Raw genomic sequence first — 17,485 nt, 5'->3', positions numbered from 1 at the left:
ATTCGCCGGTCCTTTTCTATAAAAGGGAGAATAACTATGCGAAGTCAAAAGAAAAACGTGGCCATGCTGTGCCTGTTCTACTTTCTGTCTTATATCGCTTTCGTATTGCCTTACGGCTATATGCAGACCTTTCTGGAATATGTCGGCTATGATGTTGTAGAGCGCGGTATCATTTTGTCCGGGACGGCTGTTGTGGCTATTATCACGCAGTTTTTTATCGGTTATTTATGCGATAAGTACAAAACGGATAAGAAATTCTTTAACCTCTGTCTGATTGTCTTTGTGCTATCCACGCTGGTGATGTATCAGGTGACACAGCGGAATTTCTTTCTGCATCTGATTTTTATATCTCTGGTAGGCGGTATGTTTCGTACCACGCTGGCTGTACAGGATACCTGGACATTGGAGACAAGTGAAACCTGCCGCAATAATTTTGGCCCGATACGTGCGTTCGGGGCGATTGGCTGGATGATTGGCAGTCCAATCGGTGCTCTGGTTGTCGAGCATTACGGCTATCCGGCTCTGGGGTATGTGTTTGCGGGTCTTGCGGTTTTAAACATCGTACTGACAATGTTCATGCAGGATGCGGTCAAGGTGGAAAAAAGCGGCGGGATTCATGCAACGGATTTAAAGGAGCTGCTGCTGGATAAGAAATATGTTGTCGTGGTTCTGATTTTTCTGTTTATCAATGTGATAGCGACTGCGGATATCTACACGACGGTGGATAAAATGATGGCGCTGGGCGCAAAGGAGGGCATGGTCGGTGCCAGATGGAGCATTCAGGCCTTTACCGAGCTGCCGCTGTTTTTTGCGGGAACCTGGCTGTTGAAGAAATTCGGTGATTATAAGCTGATGATGTTTGGTACCTTTATGTATATCATCCGCTTTCTGGGCTATGCCGTTGTACAGAGTCCGGAAATGATGATCGTGGTGACGCTGATGCAGTGTATTACCTATCCGCTGATCATGATTACCAGCAAAACACTGGTGGATGATACAACACCGATTCATCTGCGAAGCAGCGGGCAGACGATCGCTTCTGCCTTTTATGTGGGACTTTCCCTGCTGATCACCCCGGTGATTGCCGGAGCGATGGTATCCTCCCTGGGTGCCGATTTGACACTGGCGCTGATCGGTCTGAGTGGATTTGTACCGCTGGGACTTGGTATTTTATACAAACGTCTGGATTAACAAATGTAACCGGTTATCACCTGCTCCTTAATTTCTGTGAAAAAATAGTGTATAATACGAATTAGAAATGTGAGGAGAGTTCATATGAGTAAATTTGATACAATGGATTATATTATCTGTGCCGCAGTTCTGTGCTACGGAATTTATCTGACCGTACAGAATGTGCGCCTGTTTCTTGCCAATCAGAAGGTGAGAAAGGAATATCTGAAGAAGCATAAGGACGGCTATACCATGGTGAATCAGTATCTGCCGTATATGATTTTTTTCCTGGGCTTTTCTGTCATTGGCATCATTGGTATCTTTGTGATGGAAAAGAATACAAAGGATGAGTTGTATGTCTGCTTTGCGCTCGCATTGATGGCGATTATCTGTGCGGGAATGGCACTGGATTCCATCGTGAAGCGGCGGGCAATCGTGGATGATGACGGCTTTGTATATGAAAAAGCGCATTATCGCTTTCGCTCCATTCTGTCAATGGATCCTATGAAATCCATTATCAAAAATATTGATATTCTGACAACGGAGCGCCAGCATGTTGTGGTATCCAAAAAGATGGGTGTCTATCTGCATGAATGCTTTCTGGAATGGAAGAAACGCAAGAAGAATAAAAATAAATAAAGAAATCTGGAGGAGGAAGCTATGATTAAACTAGCGGTATTTGATGTTGACGGTACTCTGGTAACGAAAGGGAACCGCAGGGTTCCTGCATCGTGTGTCCATGCTCTGAATGAGCTGTCAAGGAAGGGAGTGAAGTTGGCAATCGCCAGTGGCAGACCTCCTTTTGCTATGGAACAGAGTCTGCTGGAGCAGGTGAGCTTTGATTACTTCGTCTGCAGCAACGGCGCATTTGTGCGCAATGCACAGCATGAGGTGCTCTATCATTACAGCTTTTCCATGGAGGAAACACGAAGTCTGATCCATGCCTTTAAAAAGACGGATAATGCATTGATGTTTCAGTGTCAGGATGCGGCACACTGCTATCACGGCTATAAGCGGATTGCCAATATGCTGCAGAATTTTCTGGGACGACTGGATATTCTGGTGGATGAGCGGGAATCCGAGGGCTATCTGCAGGATACCATGCCCCTGGCAGCTGTCGCTAAAATAGAGGATGCTGATCTGGAAATGATGAAACAGCGCTTCCCGCAGTTTTTGTTTACACCGTTTGATACCTGCTTTTACGATATCAACGGTGCCCATGACAAGGCAACGGGCGTATCGCATATATGTGAAGCGATGGGCTGGAGCATGCAGGATGTGATCAGCTTCGGGGATGATTACAACGATCTGGAAATGATAAAAGCATGTGGCATCGGCGTTGCGATGGGGGATGCCAGAGAGGCTGTGAAGGAAGCAGCGGATTATGTGAGCGGGCTGTGCAGCAGAAACGGAATTGCACAGGCACTTTTACATTATGGATTGATTGACAGGGTGTGTGATGATGAAGCTGTTTCTGAGTGATCTGGATGGAACGCTGATCGATGTACATGGCAACATACAACAGCAGGATGTGCAGGCGATTCATACGCTGGCAGAGCGCGGCATTGCTTTTGGTATTGTAACCGGGCGGGATTACGGCTTCTGTCAGAAGTTGATTAGCCGTTATAGACTTGCTGTGGATATGATTATCGGAAATAACGGTGGATCTACTGGATTCATGATAAGAAGGTCATGGAGGAGCACATTGAAGCCGGGGATGCAGTACGCATTATGGAGTTTTTAAAGGATCATGTGGATGAGATCAATCCCTTTGTCTGCAATGAGCAAAGCACCTTCTTCTTTATGAGGGAGCAGTATGCACCGGAGCACTGGAACGAGGTAAGAGAGCAGCTTGCCTACCTCGGTGATATTGCTGATCGGGATCTGTTGCGATATTTGAAGGAGAAGCAGGAGCCGGTGGTGAAAATCAGTATCCATACGTATACACAGGAACGCCGGGATACCTGGCTGCCGATTCTGCGCAGGCAATTTCAGGATGCCTATGAAATCCTGCCGACATCCTTTGATTACATCGAAATCACCCGTAAGGGAATCGATAAGGGAAAATCCTTTTTACAGGCACTGGAGTATTGGAAGCTGTCACAGGAGGAGGTCGCATTCATCGGGGATGGTGCCAACGATATTCCACTGTTTCATGAGGTGGAAGCCAGCTTCTGTATGGCTTCGGCAGCACAGGAAGTGCGCAGGGAAGCTGCACATGTTGTAAAAAGTGTTGCAGAAGCTGTGACTTTTGTTATAGAATAGAGTACAAACAACATAGTAAATAACTTAAAGGAGTGTTTTTATGGCTAAGAAAAAAACAACAACAGGACAGACATCGGCGAGGATGGTTATGGATGTTCTGAAAAAGCATTACGCGCTCACACCGGATACGGCCGTTGGATACGATGCATTTAAAAATCTTCGACTGTCCACCTCGGTGATTGCATACACCATCGCCAATCTGATGGAAACCGATGTCATTATGAAAACCGATGATGACCGGTATTATTTCGTAGAGAAAAACTGGAACAAGGTCGTGCATAAGGTGAATTTCGCCTATGTCATTCTGCTGGGGCTTCCTATCATAATCCTGCTTATTTTCTTAGGCATTCAGATGCTGATGAGTTGATGATAAAAGTAACCCGCTTCTGAAAAGGGCGGGTTTTATCTGCGCTTTTGTATACTTAAATATTTCTTATAAAAAACCTGTTCCTCAAGGCAGCTTGCTCTGCGTAAGGAAAACAGGTTTTTTTAGGCATCAGGTATTATCGGACAATGTAACCCAGTCCTGCATGCGTTTCATACTCTTGAGTGTTTCATTATAATCGGTTTCTGCTTCCAGCGATACGGCATTCTCATATCCGTATTTTCGCAGATTGGAAAAAATCATCATGAAGTCGATATCTCCCATGTCGAAGGCAACATGCTGAAACGGCTTTTCCAGTGCGGCATTGTATGCATAATCCTTAATATGGATGTGATCGATCCAAGGATAGATATAATGCAGCTCCTCCTCGAGTGAAAAGGTCAGATACTCCGCAGGGACATTTTCCTTATAGGCACGGTAGCTGTTTGCCGGATCCCATAGCAGCTTGAGATAGTCACTTTTTATGGCCTTCACGATCTGAATGCTCATATGACCCTTAGGAAGGTGGGAATACGGACAGTTTTCCAGCACCAGCGTCACATGCTCCTCCTCCGCAATCTGCACAGCCTGCCGGACATTTTTCATAATCAGAGCGATATGCTCCTGTGTGCCATAGGCAGGCGGCCGGTTATCCGGAAAGCGGAAAGGAAAGATGCGTACCCTTGGACAGTTCAGCTTTTTAGCAATGCGGCATGCATTTTTCAAATAGCGAAGATGTGTAGGGACATCCCCTTCAATCGCATGAAATGCCGGATTAAACAGACTTACTTTATCGTTCTCCATCAGCGGACACAGAAAGAAGACGGTACTGGCGATACAGGAAACCTTGAGTTCATAGGTATCCAGCAAGGTGCGAATGGTGTTGATTTCCTTTAGGCTGCACTCTTCAATACTTTTCCCAAATACATTATGCAGCTCTATGTGCGTATAACCATAAAGCTTGGCTATACGTAAGGCGGTTTCCAGATCTTCATCAATCTGGTCAGTAATTACAGATGTGTACATAAGCTCACCTCCCTGACAATATTATAACATTATAACAATATACTTGCAATCGGCTTCAAATAAATTCTTAAAAAATGTTATAATGTAATTACAATTTGTTGATTTTTGATAGGTTCCATTGTATAATCTGTTTGAAAAAGGAATAAGAAAAGAGGTAGATCGTATGTATCCTATGAAGTTAAAGCCTATATATGACAAAACAATATGGGCAAACGACCGTCTGACAACCATGCGCGGTATGGAAGAAAAAGGGATGGGCACCTGCTGGGAGATCAGTGCCCATCCATATGCAAAAAATGTTATCTTGAATGGAGAATATGCAGGGAAAACGCTGGATGAGGTGATTCAGGCGAATCCGCAATCTATACTGGGAGAAAAACAGCTGCATCAGATGCTTCGCCTTGCATATCTGGACGCCAGAGAGGATTTATCCATTCAGGTACATCCGTATGACGAATATGCAAGAGCGCATGAAAACGATGAAGGGAAAACAGAATCCTGGTATATTCTGGAAGCAGATAAGGGAGCTACGCTGGTGGCCGGAACGACTGCGTCGGATGCAGCGGTGATCAAAGCTGCTGTCGAAAATGATCAGGTGGAGGATTATGTGCGCAAGGTCGAGGTGGAGGCCGGTGATTTCGTATGCATTGATGCCGGTATGCTGCATGCACTGGGAAAAGGCATTCTCGCACTCGAGATTGGACAGAATTCCAATACGACCTATCGGTTTTATGATTATCATCGTCAGGATGCGAATGGCAGGGAGCGAGAGCTGCATATCGATAAAAGCTTTGATGTCGCAGATTTCGGACTGCACTGTAATAAAGTGGCAACACCTTTTACGGATGCGGATACCACACAGGAGAAGCTGCTGGTTGACCGGCGGGAATTCAGTGTGCGCCTGGTGGATGTTGCGGGAAGCTACGTGCTGCCGCAGGATGAAAAGCGCTTTTACTGTCTGAGCAATGTTTCCGCAGACTGTGTCCTTCGCTATCAGGGAGAAGAGCTTCCATTTGCATTTACTGAGAATATTTTCGTACCGGCGGGCTGTGCGGACATTGAAATCTGTGGGAAGGCACGTATTCTGGTAAGTTTTGTAAGATAAATTTTTCACACAATATTCACATAAAAACGTGTATACTGCTAAAAATAGCTGTAAATATGCGTTTTTTTCTATTTCAGATAGGACATTTTGGTTAAAATGTGTGATTACATTTGTAATTATGTGAGAAAAATTTATCAAAACAGTTGAAATTACGAGGAACGTGGTGTAAGATTACAATGTAAATAGCGGAGGTAAGCGATTACATTTCAACGAAAGCTGGTCACTTCGAAATGTGAAAGCTGCCATAACACAGACAGAGCTGGTATGGTCTGGTGTTTCAAAACGTATACCTTATGAGACATGCTGAAAAATCCCTGTTTTCTATGCAAAAGCATAAAAAAACAGATGATTTTCCACGATTATCATCTGTACTGTTAAGTATAGGTAAATGCATAAGGCAGGTAAGAAAAAGGATTTGGTAGGGAAGCCAAAATATTTTTTTGGCCTTTCACACCGTAGTTTTGTTCTGTGTCCGTGAAAAAAAGGAGGACGACAAATGAAATACGTGATTATGGTAAGTCATGGTGAATTTGCACCGGGATTGCATTCCGCTGTCAAAATGATGACAGGGGAACGTGACGATGTCCTGAGTACAAGTCTGAAGGCAGATATGAGTGCTGATGAATTTGCAGCTAACTTCAGAACACTGGTTGAGCCGCTGAATGCAGACGACAGTGTTATTCTGCTGGCAGACATTCTGAGTGGATCTCCATTCACCAACGCACTGGCTGTTCTTGATGAAAAAGGCCTGATGCCAAACACATTAGTGATTGCAGGTATGAATATGCCGCTGGCAATCACCGCCGTATTGATGAAAGATAATTTTGACGATGCAGAGCTGTTGAAAGAAACGCTGCTGAGCGAGGGTCATGCCGGTCTTACCGAATTCAAGGTAGAGAGCGATGACGCGGAAGACGATATTTAAACATCGGAATTTAATCTAAGGAGGACATAAATCATGATTAGTTTTGTACGAGTTGACGATCGTATCATTCACGGTCAGATCATCACACGCTGGTCCAAGGAATATCCTTGTGACGGTATTATCGCAGTAAACGACAAGGCTGCTACCACACCTGTTCTGAAACAGTCATTCGTAGCATCCACGGACAAAAAAGTATTTGTATGGACAAAGGAACACTTCCTTGAGAAGGCACAGACGGTGCTTGACAGCAACAAGCGATACTTCCTGATTACGAAGAATCCGGTTGACATGAAAGAGCTGCTGGTTGACAACAAGTTTGTACCAAGTGATGTAAAACGTGTTGTTATCGGACCTTGCAACGACCGTCCGGGCGCTACCAAGCTGGGACAGAACCAGTCCATCACACAGGAAGAAGCAGAAGCATGCGAAGCGATGACAAACGCTGGTTACGATGTATTCTTTGCACTGCTGGAAGAAACTGCTATCGGTTCCTGGCCAAAATTCAGATCTAAATTCGGATACTAATAAATTGGGAGATTTGTGTTCGAATTAGATTAGATAAATTCAAAAAGGAAAAGGAGATGAATTTATGATTTCTTGGGTACAGGCTGCTTTACTCGGTCTTATGAGTTGTTGTGCGGCCTCCACAATTGCATGTTTAGGTACTACAGTTGGTAACTACACATTGAACAGACCATTGATCGCATCCGTATTTGTAGGGTTGATCCTTGGTGACGTTAAGGGATGTATTCAGATTGCAGTCCCTATGCAGATTATTTATATCGCGCTGGTAACTCCAGGTGGTACCGTAGCAGCGGATTTACGTGCCGTTTCTTACATTGGTATCCCTCTGGCTTGGGCTCTTGCAAAATCTCAGGGTCTTGACCTTGGTGGTTCTGAAGCAAGCGGTCTTGCAGGTGCTTTAGGTGCTATGGTTGGTACTGTAGGTACTGTACAGTTCTACGGAACTGCGATGATGAACCTTGTTTGGCAGCACATTGGATGGGCTCGTCTGGACAAGAAAGATTTCAGTATTGTCGGTAAGGTTGAAGTTATTTTCCCTCTTATCTCTCACTTACTGATTTCCTTCATCCCAGTTATGCTGATTGTTTATTATGGTGCAGATGCTGTTGACCAGTTCAAGGAAGCACTGCCTATGGGTTCCTGGTATATGAAATCCCTGTTTACATTAGGTAGCTTGCTGCCTGCAGTCGGAATCGCAATCCTGCTGAAATCCGTTGTAAACAAGGCAACTGACCTGATCTTCTTCTTATTTGGTTTCACACTGGCAGGTTCTATGCACCTGACACTGATCGCTGCAACTGCAGTTGGTGCTGTATTTGCATTGATTAACTACCAGATGACAATGATTAGAAACAGAGCTGCAGCAGGTCCTGCAGGAATTGACGATGATGAGGAGGACATTTAATTATGAAAAAGGTATCGAAAAAGTCATTAAATAGTTCTTTCTGGCGTTGGTTCTATGGTAACCTGACTTGCTTCTCTCATGAGCACATGCAGACATTCGGTTACATGTGGTCCATGTTACCAATTATCCAGGAATTATATGAAACAAAAGATGAACAGGCTGAAAAGCTGCAGACATATTATCCATTCTTCAACACAGAGCCTCAGATTGGTTCTATCGTAGTTGGTATTACCGCTGGTCTTGAAGAAGCTCGTGCAAACGGTGCTGAAGAAATCGATGATGAAATGATCAATGGTATTCGTGCAGGTCTGATGGGTCCTCTGGCTGGTATCGGTGACTCTCTGATCGTTGGTACGTATATTCCAGTTTTATTAGGTATTGCATTAGGTCTTGCGGAAGGCGGATCCATTATTGGTCCTCTGTTCTATATCGTTGTATGGAACGTGACTAGTATCTTCTTCCAGAAATGGATCTATAACAAAGGTTATGAACTTGGTGGTTCTGCTGTAGAAGTTATCGTTGGTGAGCAGGCAACTGCATTACGTGAATCCGTAATCGTTATGGGTCAGGTAATCGTTGGTGCTATGGCTGGTACTTGGGTATCTATTACTACTTCTGTACAGCTGACAACTTCTATTCAGAATAAAACAGAAATGGTTATTGAAGGTTCCAAAGTAATCGAAAAGGTTACAGGAACTCAGGAAGTACCTGTATTACTGCAGGAAAAACTGGATGGCGCATTCCCTGGCGTATTGACTCTGCTGTTCGTACTGGGCTGCTGGTGGTTAATGGCTAAGAAAGCAATTAGTCCAATCAAAATTATGCTGCTGATGGTTGTTGTAGCTATCGTCGGTGTTCTTGTTGGATTCTTCGATCCAAATCTGTCTTACTAATCAACAAAAAAATAGAAATATCATCCCTGCCTCCCAAGTGGGGATGATTTCTTTATAACAGGAGGTATAAGTGATGAAGAAATCAGAGAAGGATGCATTGAAACAGAAAATACAGTCTGAAAATATACTGGTACGACGGCTCGGAAGCTGGGTCAAGGTTGGAGGGATTATTTTCCTTGTGACTGCAGGCCTTTGTGTCTGGGGATTTACCGGCATGAAAGATCCTATTTTACCGGATATCAGTGATACAGTCCGAAATGTAGTTAAATGGATTGCTCTGGTTGGTGCAATTCTATCTGGTGGATTCACCATTATGTCCTTCATGAGCTTCCGTAATGGGAAGAAGCATGTTTTAGCAATGATTGATGAATTGAAAGGGTTTTAAAAAACGTATTGATTTAAGATAAGTAAATATAGAGTTTGTTTGTATAGTTTTATATAAACAATAAATATATTAGTAAACAAAAAAAGCTATGACACGATTTTACAAAGTTGCCATGGCTTTTTTTTCCAGAATGGGTTAATATTATATTCGAGTGTTTAAATCATAACCTTAGCTGTAAAGACCTACAGAATGTGATTTGGTAGTCGGAATGGATCCACTTGAAGCCTCTAAGCGAATAGTCCAGTTTAATCTGGCGCTTAATGAATTATTATTGCTTATCGATTTAGAGACAAATTTCACACCATTGCCAGCTACATATACAGAACCACTACATGAAGAAACTGAGGGCTTAGATGTTTGTACAACATAGCATTTTATAGTTCCTTTTGACCCATGAATCATATCGCCATAATAATATTGGGCACTATTTGTTACCCATCCTTCATCAGCAGCTAATAGATTATATTGATTTCTGATATCTAGAACCCTTACAATATCAGCATTATATGAATCAAATGCATTTTGAACTACACTATTAACCTCAATTTGATTATCCAAATTCGCAAATACAGTGATAATTTTCTCATTATCTCTAACATCATCTGTAAAGGCATGAGTTGCTGGTACAAAGGCTAAATTTAATAAAACTAAGAAGCATGCTAGTGTAAAAATTCTAAAAATCTTTTTCATTTTTCTCACCTCACTTGATATATGCCATTGAACGAAACAGAGGATTATGAGAATATAATAATGAGATTACTTCCCTCCTTTCCATTACCCTCCTTCTAAACTAATTATAGATTATTAATTAGAATTTGTGTTGATTATTGCATTTTTAGCAGAAAAATGGAATAATTAACTTTTTTAACAGTTAAGCTAAGAAAAAAAAGAATAACCGATGATCAGTTATTCTTCCGTTTCTAAATTAGCATTATATATATCGAAATATTTTTCATATAGAGTGAAATCTTCATCTACGAGAATAGCACCCGCAAACAGTGCCTCCGGATATCGGTCAATCGCCTCCTGTGTTGTTGTGCGTGTGTTTTGACTGCGTTCCCATTTTCCGTTTCCTACAACACGATAATCATTATTTACATGCTCAACACATTTATTTCCAAACTTATCCAGCATCATAGGGATATACATTTCCTCGGCATACCAGGATAATTTGAATGTCGTGGAGCAATAGTCAAAATTATCTGCAAGGATCTGTGCACTGGTATGCGTCAGCATAAACCAGGGACTGCCAATTTGAATGACATCATCCAGAGTTCTGCGGATGTGCAAAGCATACAGTAAGCTTCCAAAGCCTCTGGTAATAGCACGTGTCGCTTTTCCTCTGGGAAAGGCCAGAAGATTTGTGAAGGGATAATACTTTAAAGTCTTTTTACGCAGCGCAGGCTCCTCTTTCTCAGATGTTTCCACATAATAGAAATCCTTACCATTCTGTTCTTCCAGAAATGCGGTAATTTCCTCCCTCGTTTTTATCGGCATCATACCATCATTCAAATTGATATAATAATCAAAGCCTATCTGAACAGCTTCCTTCATTTGAATCAGTGTACCCCTTGCCATTGACATATCGCCTTCCTGAGCGAATTCCTGTGTGTGGGAAATATGTACTCTGGAATAATCCATGTACACAAATTGAACCTGCTCTCTGAGATCATCATCATTTATCATGATAAAAACGTGATCCCCTTGTTTGGTAAGCTGATTGATCGTTTCTACAACCTCATCGTATTTCCGGTCTGAATGCATCAGATATGCTATTTTCATAATCATTCCTCCATATACTACCAGTCTATTATATCATTTTCAGATGAAAATTGTAGTGATAATCGTCATTAGAAACTGGAAGGTAGGAAGAAAAGGTATAGCAGGCAGTGATTTGCTGTAATTAAGCATAAAGCTGTTTAAATTCGGAAGGGAAAATGCTGATCTATTGATTTTATTAGGTTGAATTAGATCATATGAAAACGGATAATATAGTATCTATATATAGACATTAAGCTGGTTTATAGAAAAAATGTTATCTATTTATTTCCGCCTAAAGAGTGTGAAGGGGATTATGGAATCAACGCTTTGATCGTATGGAAAAAAAGGCAATCTGATAAGATTACCTATGCGGTTCGTAAGTGCACTCTTTGGTATATTCTGATTTGACGGATTATATTTCTATGTATGCTGATAAAAAATATCCTGTCAACAAAAACAGGATATTCTTTTTCGTGTTATTTCAGCCAGCCGAAATCCTTCAGACAGGCATCCACATTTTCTTCAAAGGTACCAAAATCAATTCCATGTGCTTTCAGCTTTTGAGTATCCAGACGATAATCCCGGAAGCGATCTGCATACCGCTCATGATTCGGAAGGATGCAGGCATCGATCTGTTCCTGTGTGAATCCCAGCTTCTGTGCTACGATTTTAGCGGACTCATAGGTGTTATGCGTGTTGGTATCGGATACATGATAGATACCGGAAGGCAGCTCGATAATTTTATCAAATACATCCGCCAGCTTTTGTGCATACGTCATTCCTCGAATCTCGTTCACCGTAAATTTAGCAGGTGTCTGATAGAACATGGCATTCATAACGTTACGAATAATGTTCGGTGATGCCTTGATTCCCGGACGACTCATGCCAAGCATCCAGGAAAAGCGCAGTATGATGTAGTCCTCCAGCACGGAGGTTATAAAGGCTTCGCATTCCGCCTTGTGATTGCCGTATGCCGTAACCGAGCATAACGGTGTATCCTCTGTGAACGGTCCCTCCTCAGTTTTGCCATTGAAGCATTGCTCGGTACTGATAAAAATCAAGCGGGCATTCTTCTCTTTACAGGCCTTGGCGATTTCCTTCGTACCGTCCACATTGATGCGGTGTGTCAGCTCCGGATGATTTTCACAGTCCGCTGTCTGTGCCATAGCTCCGGTATGAAAAACATAATCGTAATCATGGGTGTTAAACCAGCTGCGAACAGCAGCAGTTTCCCCTAAATCCAGCTCTTTTCTTGTAAGTGGGATGATCTCCATGGTGCTTTGCATAGCCTCTTTTACCAGAGATGCGATAAATCCGTTACCTCCTGTAATCACCATTGTTTTCATTTCTGCTGACCTCTTTCGTTTCGGAAGCCTTCCAGAATAGCAATGGAGCTGCTGGTACCGATTCGTTCAGCACCTGCCTCAATCATAGCCTTGCAGGTTTCCCAGTCACGCACACCTCCGGCAGCCTTGACCTTTACATCATCCCCGACTGTTTCCTTCATCAAACGAACATCCTCCAGCGTAGCTCCGCCGGTTCCAAAGCCTGTACTTGTTTTGATATAATCCGGCTTCACCTTTTTTGCGATTTCCGCCAGCTTTTTAATTTCTTCCTTTTCCAGATAGCAGTTTTCAAAGATGACCTTACTGATAACCTTATGCGCACGACAGATTTCTGTAATCTGACGCATTTCCTCTTCAATATAGTCCCAGTGTCCCATCTTTGCTTCACCGATATTGATGACATAATCAATTTCATCAGATCCATCCTGTATTGCTTTTTTTGTTTCCTCCACCTTGATTTCCAAAACAGTCTGTCCCAGCGGGAAGGAAATTGCAGCACCCACATGCACATCGCATCCCTTCAGCAGCTCTTTGCAAACGCGTACCTGTGCGGAGTTGATTGCGACCATTGCAGTACCCAGCTCCCTAGCTTCCTTACATAGCTTTTCAAAGTCTGCTCTTGTCGCATATGCCTTTAAAAAGGTGTGATCGAAATATTTGGCGAGTGATTTTTCTGTTAGTGTATTGATGATATCCATATAATACCCTCCTTTAATGTAATTACATTATAACATTACGAACTTAAGTTGTCAAACAGAAGTCAATCCGTTATAATTAAGATATTGTGAAAAGGAGTCGGACAATTATGGATGAGCGAATCGCAAAACAGTTTACAATCAGTAAGGCATCACCGGTGCCCTTATATTTTCAGCTGAAGACACAGCTGGTGGAGCTGCTGAAGCAGGGGATTTTTCAGGCCGGGGACAAGCTGCCGACCGAAGCGGAGTTCTGTGAGCTGCTGGATATTTCGCGTCCAACTGTGCGGCAGGCCTTTTCCGAACTGATCAATGAAGGCTACATCACACGGCATAAAGCAAAGGGGACCTTTGTGTCACGTCCGAAAATTGAAGGCTACTTCTTTCAGAAGCTGGGAAGCTTTGATGAGGAAATGCGCAGTCTTCATCTGACCCCATCCACCAGAGTGATCGTCAGTGAGGTGATTGAGCTGCCGGAGGAGTGTGTGGAGATTTATCCGAAAAGCAAACGGGTATTTCACCTCCAGCGCCTTCGTTATGCAGATCATGAGGAGATGGTTCTGGTCAATACCTTTGTACCGTATGAGCACTTTTTGGATATCGAGCTGGAGGATTTCGAACAGTCTTCCTTATATGATATCTTCTCACAGAAATATCAGACTGAGGTTGCCTATGTCGATCGTACTGTAGAGGCAAGAAAAGCGGGTCAGCGGGAGCGTACGATTCTGAATATGGAGGAGGACGGCGTCCTGATGCATGTGGAAACGGTTGCCTATACACAGCAGGATGAGCCAGTGGAATATTCGATTGCGGAGTACCGCGGAGATCGTAATAAGTTTAAGATGCGATTGATTCGCAGAGAGAATTAACTGTCATTCAGGTGACGGTTTTTTCTTTTCAGATGAATTGTGAGCAGTATGCAAAGGGATGCAAATTTTGCCTGCTTTTTTTCTTTTTAGCGGTTGACAGAAGAAGGGAAACAGGATACAATACAGGTGTAAATGACATAATGATATAACAACTAGGAGGTGGTTATATGGAATTCTATCCTGGCTTTGATATCGAAAGCAGAGAGAAGGATATGGAATTTGTCTATGGACCGGACGTGTTTGGTCCGAAGCCGGAAAAAAGAACGCTGGAAGCAATCCGCTCCTCCCTGCAGGATCCATCCTGTACAGGTCCTGAAATTCTTTACAGCATTGTTATGGATGTAGGAAGAAAGCAGGATCACACAGCGATTACAGAACGCAATCTGCTGTATGGTGCTGTGACCTATGCAAAGGGAACCCTTGGAAAGGAACCGGTTCGTTCCCAGGGGCATATTCACGCAATATCCCCGTCCTGCCAGTCTTCAACCTGCGAGGTGTATGAGATATGGGACGGTGAAGCCTTTATCTATATGCAGGAATATGGAAAGGACGATGCGGGAAACTGTTACGCAGTCCATGCGAAAGCAGGGGAAGTTGTCATCGTTCCACCGGGCTGGGTGCATGCCACCATCAACGCCAATGTGGAAAAGTCGCTGACCTTCGGTGCATGGTGTGTTCGGGATTTCGGCTTTGATTATGAGGAAGTGCGTGCCCATCATGGAATTGCCTATTTTCCGGTCGTAGAGGCTGGTAATATTACCTGGGAAATAAATCCTGCCTACAAAAATGCAAAGCTGCACGTGATAGCTGCACACGACTATCCGCAATTTGATCTGGAGCCGGGCAAGCCGATCTATACGCAGTTTATTGAAGACCCGGATCGCTTTCTGTTTGTATCAAGACCGCAGCTGAAGGAAAAGGAATGGGAGGAATTTCATAAATGAACGTCATTGAACCAAAAGTCATTCATGATTTTCAGGATGTAATCAGAGGCAGTGAGGTAAACACCTCCGTCAAGCTGTATCAGGATGCGAAAGGCTTCTATCGTACAGAATCTGCACTTGCGGATGATACGCTGATGTATGAGGTATATCACTATACACAGGGGGATGACAAACGCGCAGGCAATCTGAACTGGGGGCTGACTGTATTGTATCCCGTACTGGTAAACGGCGAATGCAATATGACCCGCGGACACTGGCATGAAAACCGGAAATGTGTGGAATTTTATTTCTGCATTGCCGGAGAAGGATTGCTGATGCTGATGGATGAGGATGGGACAACCTGGGCAGAAAAAACCTATCCCGGCTCTCTTCACCATATTGACGGACATCTTGCACACCGGCTGATCAATACCGGTGAGGAGCCGATGAAAATCGGTGCCTGCTGGCCATGTGATGCAGGCCATGATTATGCCGCAGTTGAACGTCAGCCGTTTGGATATCGCGTATATAAAGAAGAAGGAACCCTTCGTTTTGAGAAAGTAGAGGACTAGAGATGAAAAGCAATTACAACAAATTTCCATCAACAAAAATCAAAGGACATGAGCACGCTGCTGTTGTCGGCTACAACAATATTCTGGATACGTTGAAAAAGGAAATCCCATCCGGAAAGTATGTCATCACATGTGATGTGTATCCGGGGGTACGGGATGAGGAAATCCTTACAGAGCTGAAAAAGCTGGAGCCTTCCGTGCTGATCAATATGATTGATGTATTCAAGGAAGAAAAAACAATTACAGAGCAGCTGAAGTATATCCTAACCGATGACCGTGTATTCGGCAAGATGTATTATGGAGAGGTTTCTGATTTTATTGATATGGAGAAGTTGGAGGCTGCGAAACAGCAGGTGGAAAAAGCCGATGGTCTCGTAATCGTGTACGGCTTTGGAGCATCACTGGTACATCCTGGCGATAAGCTGGTGTATTTCGATATGGCACGCTGGGAAATTCAGATGCGTTATCGTGCGGGTATGGGAAATTATAAGTGCAGCAATTATGACGAAGACCCGCTGCGTAAGAATAAGCGCGGATTCTTCATTGAATGGCGGATTGCCGATAAGCACAAGATGTCAGTGTTTGAGGATATCGACTGGCTGATTGATACCAATAAGGCAAATGATCCGAAAATGATTCCTGGTACTGCACTGCGCGATGCATTGAAGCAGATTGCACAGCAGCCGTTCCGTACCGTTCCGTATTTCGACCCGGGTGTATGGGGTGGACAGTGGATGAAGGAGGTCTGTGATCTTGACCGTGAAAAATCCAATTTCGCATGGAGCTTTGACGGTGTACCGGAGGAAAACTCCCTGTATCTGGAATTTGCAGATGCTGTCGTGGAGATTCCGGCAATGGATCTGGTGCTGTATCAGCCAAAGCCGCTGCTTGGTGATCAGGTTTATGCACGCTTCGGTGCGGAATTCCCGATCCGTTTTGACTTCCTGGACACCATGGGCGGACAGAATCTGAGTCTGCAGGTACATCCGCTGACAGAATATATCAAAAAGCAGTTTGGTATGCAGTATACACAGGATGAAAGCTACTATATGCTGGATGCCGGAGAGGGTGCCTGTGTATATCTGGGTCTGAAGGACGGTGTGGATCAAAAGCAGATGATTGAGGATTTACGCCGTGCAAACAAAGGGGAAATTGAATTTGATGCAGAGAAATACATCAATAAGTTCCCTGCGAAGAAGCATGACCACTTCCTGATTCCTGCCGGTACCTGCCACTGCTCCGGTAGTGAGGCGATGGTGCTGGAAATCAGTGCAACTCCGTATATCTTTACCTTCAAGCTGTGGGACTGGGGACGCGTTGGTCTGGATGGCCGCCCGAGACCGGTACATGTGGAGCATGGTAAAGAGGTTATTCAGTGGGACCGTACGACAAAATGGTGTGAGGAAAACCTTGTAAATGCAATTCATGAGGTGAAGCGCACAGAGGACTATGTGGAAGAACACACAGGTCTGCATGAGCTGGAATTCATCGAAACAAGAAGATACTGGACAGAAACCATCACCCATCATGATACCGCCGGTACCGTCAACATGCTGAATCTTGTGGAAGGAAGAGAAGCTGTTGTGGAAAGTGAAGAAGGAAAATTCGAACCGTTTGTTGTCCATTATGCGGAAACCTTCATTGTTCCGGCAAGCACCGGTAAATATACGATTCGTCCTTATGGAGAGTCTGTCGGCAGCAAAATCGGAATTATGAAGGCTTACGTAAGAAATAACTCCTAAAATATACGCATACAT

21 protein-coding genes are annotated in these 17,485 nt (G+C 43.7%); 16 read left to right on the top strand and 5 right to left on the bottom strand.

The genetic code is table 11. From position 1 onward, the window contains the following. Positions 1–36 precede the first annotated feature (36 nt). From ACG3M1_RS18760 to ACG3M1_RS18735, 6 genes are all read left to right on the top strand, one after another. Complete coding sequence (locus ACG3M1_RS18760; RefSeq protein WP_009270523.1) at positions 37–1,191, top strand: MFS transporter; 1,155 nt, start codon at positions 37–39, stop codon at positions 1,189–1,191. 84 nt (positions 1,192–1,275) lie between these two features. Next, entirely contained in the window at positions 1,276–1,809 is a 534-nt protein-coding gene (locus ACG3M1_RS18755; RefSeq protein WP_009270522.1) for a hypothetical protein, read from the top strand. 21 nt (positions 1,810–1,830) lie between these two features. Next, on the top strand, positions 1,831–2,652 hold the full coding sequence (locus ACG3M1_RS18750; protein ID WP_009270521.1) for a Cof-type HAD-IIB family hydrolase: 822 nt from the start codon (positions 1,831–1,833) through the stop codon (positions 2,650–2,652). Continuing rightward, positions 2,630–2,914 (top strand): HAD family hydrolase, encoded by a 285-nt coding sequence (locus tag ACG3M1_RS18745; protein WP_395814402.1) that lies wholly within the window; start codon positions 2,630–2,632, stop codon positions 2,912–2,914. Before ACG3M1_RS18750 ends, ACG3M1_RS18745 begins: the two co-directional genes overlap by 23 nt. Continuing rightward, positions 2,863–3,435, top strand: coding sequence for an HAD hydrolase family protein (locus ACG3M1_RS18740; protein ID WP_395814399.1), 573 nt, complete (start codon positions 2,863–2,865; stop codon positions 3,433–3,435). The genes ACG3M1_RS18745 and ACG3M1_RS18740 overlap by 52 nt, the downstream gene beginning before the upstream one ends. A 40-nt stretch (positions 3,436–3,475) precedes the next feature. Further along, positions 3,476–3,802, top strand: a complete 327-nt coding sequence (locus ACG3M1_RS18735) for a hypothetical protein (RefSeq protein ID WP_395814396.1) — start codon at positions 3,476–3,478, stop codon at positions 3,800–3,802. A gap of 129 nt (positions 3,803–3,931) precedes the next feature. Here ACG3M1_RS18735 and ACG3M1_RS18730 read toward each other — a convergent pair whose 3' ends face one another. Beyond that, positions 3,932–4,825, bottom strand: a complete 894-nt coding sequence (locus ACG3M1_RS18730) for a sugar phosphate isomerase/epimerase family protein (RefSeq protein WP_009270519.1) — start codon at positions 4,823–4,825, stop codon at positions 3,932–3,934. A gap of 163 nt (positions 4,826–4,988) precedes the next feature. On the opposite strand from ACG3M1_RS18730, the gene ACG3M1_RS18725 reads away from it, so the two are divergent. The 6 genes from ACG3M1_RS18725 (at position 4,989) to ACG3M1_RS18700 (ending at position 9,562) form a co-directional block, all read left to right on the top strand. After that, positions 4,989–5,930, top strand: a complete 942-nt coding sequence (locus ACG3M1_RS18725) for a type I phosphomannose isomerase catalytic subunit (RefSeq protein WP_009270518.1) — start codon at positions 4,989–4,991, stop codon at positions 5,928–5,930. Between the two features lie 496 nt (positions 5,931–6,426). Then, positions 6,427–6,855, top strand: coding sequence for a PTS sugar transporter subunit IIA (locus ACG3M1_RS18720; RefSeq protein WP_002611084.1), 429 nt, complete (start codon positions 6,427–6,429; stop codon positions 6,853–6,855). 33 nt (positions 6,856–6,888) lie between these two features. Next, positions 6,889–7,380 carry a PTS system mannose/fructose/N-acetylgalactosamine-transporter subunit IIB gene (locus tag ACG3M1_RS18715; RefSeq protein WP_002611082.1) on the top strand — a complete coding sequence of 164 codons (492 nt, stop codon included), beginning with the start codon at positions 6,889–6,891 and terminating at the stop codon, positions 7,378–7,380. Between the two features lie 64 nt (positions 7,381–7,444). Next, positions 7,445–8,284 (top strand): PTS mannose/fructose/sorbose/N-acetylgalactosamine transporter subunit IIC, encoded by an 840-nt coding sequence (locus ACG3M1_RS18710; RefSeq protein ID WP_008818686.1) that lies wholly within the window; start codon positions 7,445–7,447, stop codon positions 8,282–8,284. A 2-nt stretch (positions 8,285–8,286) separates the two neighbouring features. Continuing rightward, positions 8,287–9,177: a PTS system mannose/fructose/sorbose family transporter subunit IID gene (locus ACG3M1_RS18705; protein ID WP_002611078.1), complete on the top strand. Its 891-nt coding sequence runs from the start codon at positions 8,287–8,289 to the stop codon at positions 9,175–9,177. Between the two features lie 73 nt (positions 9,178–9,250). Next, positions 9,251–9,562, top strand: a complete 312-nt coding sequence (locus ACG3M1_RS18700; RefSeq protein ID WP_002611076.1) for a hypothetical protein — start codon at positions 9,251–9,253, stop codon at positions 9,560–9,562. A 168-nt stretch (positions 9,563–9,730) separates the two neighbouring features. Here the strand turns inward: ACG3M1_RS18700 and ACG3M1_RS18695 are convergent, their stop codons facing one another. From ACG3M1_RS18695 to deoC, 4 genes are all read right to left on the bottom strand, one after another. Continuing rightward, positions 9,731–10,252 (bottom strand): hypothetical protein, encoded by a 522-nt coding sequence (locus ACG3M1_RS18695; RefSeq protein WP_009270517.1) that lies wholly within the window; start codon positions 10,250–10,252, stop codon positions 9,731–9,733. Positions 10,253–10,468: 216 nt separating this feature from the next. Continuing rightward, a complete protein-coding gene (locus ACG3M1_RS18690) occupies positions 10,469–11,344 on the bottom strand; it encodes a beta-1,6-N-acetylglucosaminyltransferase (protein ID WP_009270516.1) in 876 nt (291 codons plus the stop codon). 455 nt (positions 11,345–11,799) lie between these two features. Continuing rightward, the gene (locus tag ACG3M1_RS18685) at positions 11,800–12,669 is read right to left on the bottom strand and encodes an SDR family oxidoreductase (protein ID WP_009270515.1); all 870 of its coding nucleotides are present in this window, start codon (positions 12,667–12,669) and stop codon (positions 11,800–11,802) included. Next, positions 12,666–13,367 (bottom strand): deoxyribose-phosphate aldolase, encoded by a 702-nt coding sequence (gene deoC / locus ACG3M1_RS18680; RefSeq protein ID WP_009270514.1) that lies wholly within the window; start codon positions 13,365–13,367, stop codon positions 12,666–12,668. Before deoC ends, ACG3M1_RS18685 begins: the two co-directional genes overlap by 4 nt. A 107-nt stretch (positions 13,368–13,474) precedes the next feature. On the opposite strand from deoC, the gene ACG3M1_RS18675 reads away from it, so the two are divergent. From ACG3M1_RS18675 to ACG3M1_RS18660, 4 genes are all read left to right on the top strand, one after another. Next, positions 13,475–14,233, top strand: a complete 759-nt coding sequence (locus ACG3M1_RS18675; RefSeq protein ID WP_008818691.1) for a GntR family transcriptional regulator — start codon at positions 13,475–13,477, stop codon at positions 14,231–14,233. Positions 14,234–14,400: 167 nt separating this feature from the next. Then, positions 14,401–15,177 (top strand): glucose-6-phosphate isomerase family protein, encoded by a 777-nt coding sequence (locus ACG3M1_RS18670; RefSeq protein WP_009270513.1) that lies wholly within the window; start codon positions 14,401–14,403, stop codon positions 15,175–15,177. Beyond that, the gene (locus ACG3M1_RS18665) at positions 15,174–15,728 is read left to right on the top strand and encodes a glucose-6-phosphate isomerase family protein (protein WP_002607792.1); all 555 of its coding nucleotides are present in this window, start codon (positions 15,174–15,176) and stop codon (positions 15,726–15,728) included. Before ACG3M1_RS18670 ends, ACG3M1_RS18665 begins: the two co-directional genes overlap by 4 nt. Before the next feature lie 2 nt (positions 15,729–15,730). Further along, positions 15,731–17,470 carry a class I mannose-6-phosphate isomerase gene (locus tag ACG3M1_RS18660; RefSeq protein ID WP_002607791.1) on the top strand — a complete coding sequence of 580 codons (1,740 nt, stop codon included), beginning with the start codon at positions 15,731–15,733 and terminating at the stop codon, positions 17,468–17,470. Positions 17,471–17,485: the final 15 nt, after the last annotated feature.

Origin of the sequence: Clostridium sp. 10cd*, assembly GCF_044336395.1 — a bacterium.
GTDB lineage: Bacteria > Bacillota_I > Bacilli_A > Erysipelotrichales > Erysipelotrichaceae > Clostridium_AQ > Clostridium_AQ innocuum.
This window is presented reverse-complemented; position numbering and strand designations above follow the sequence as displayed.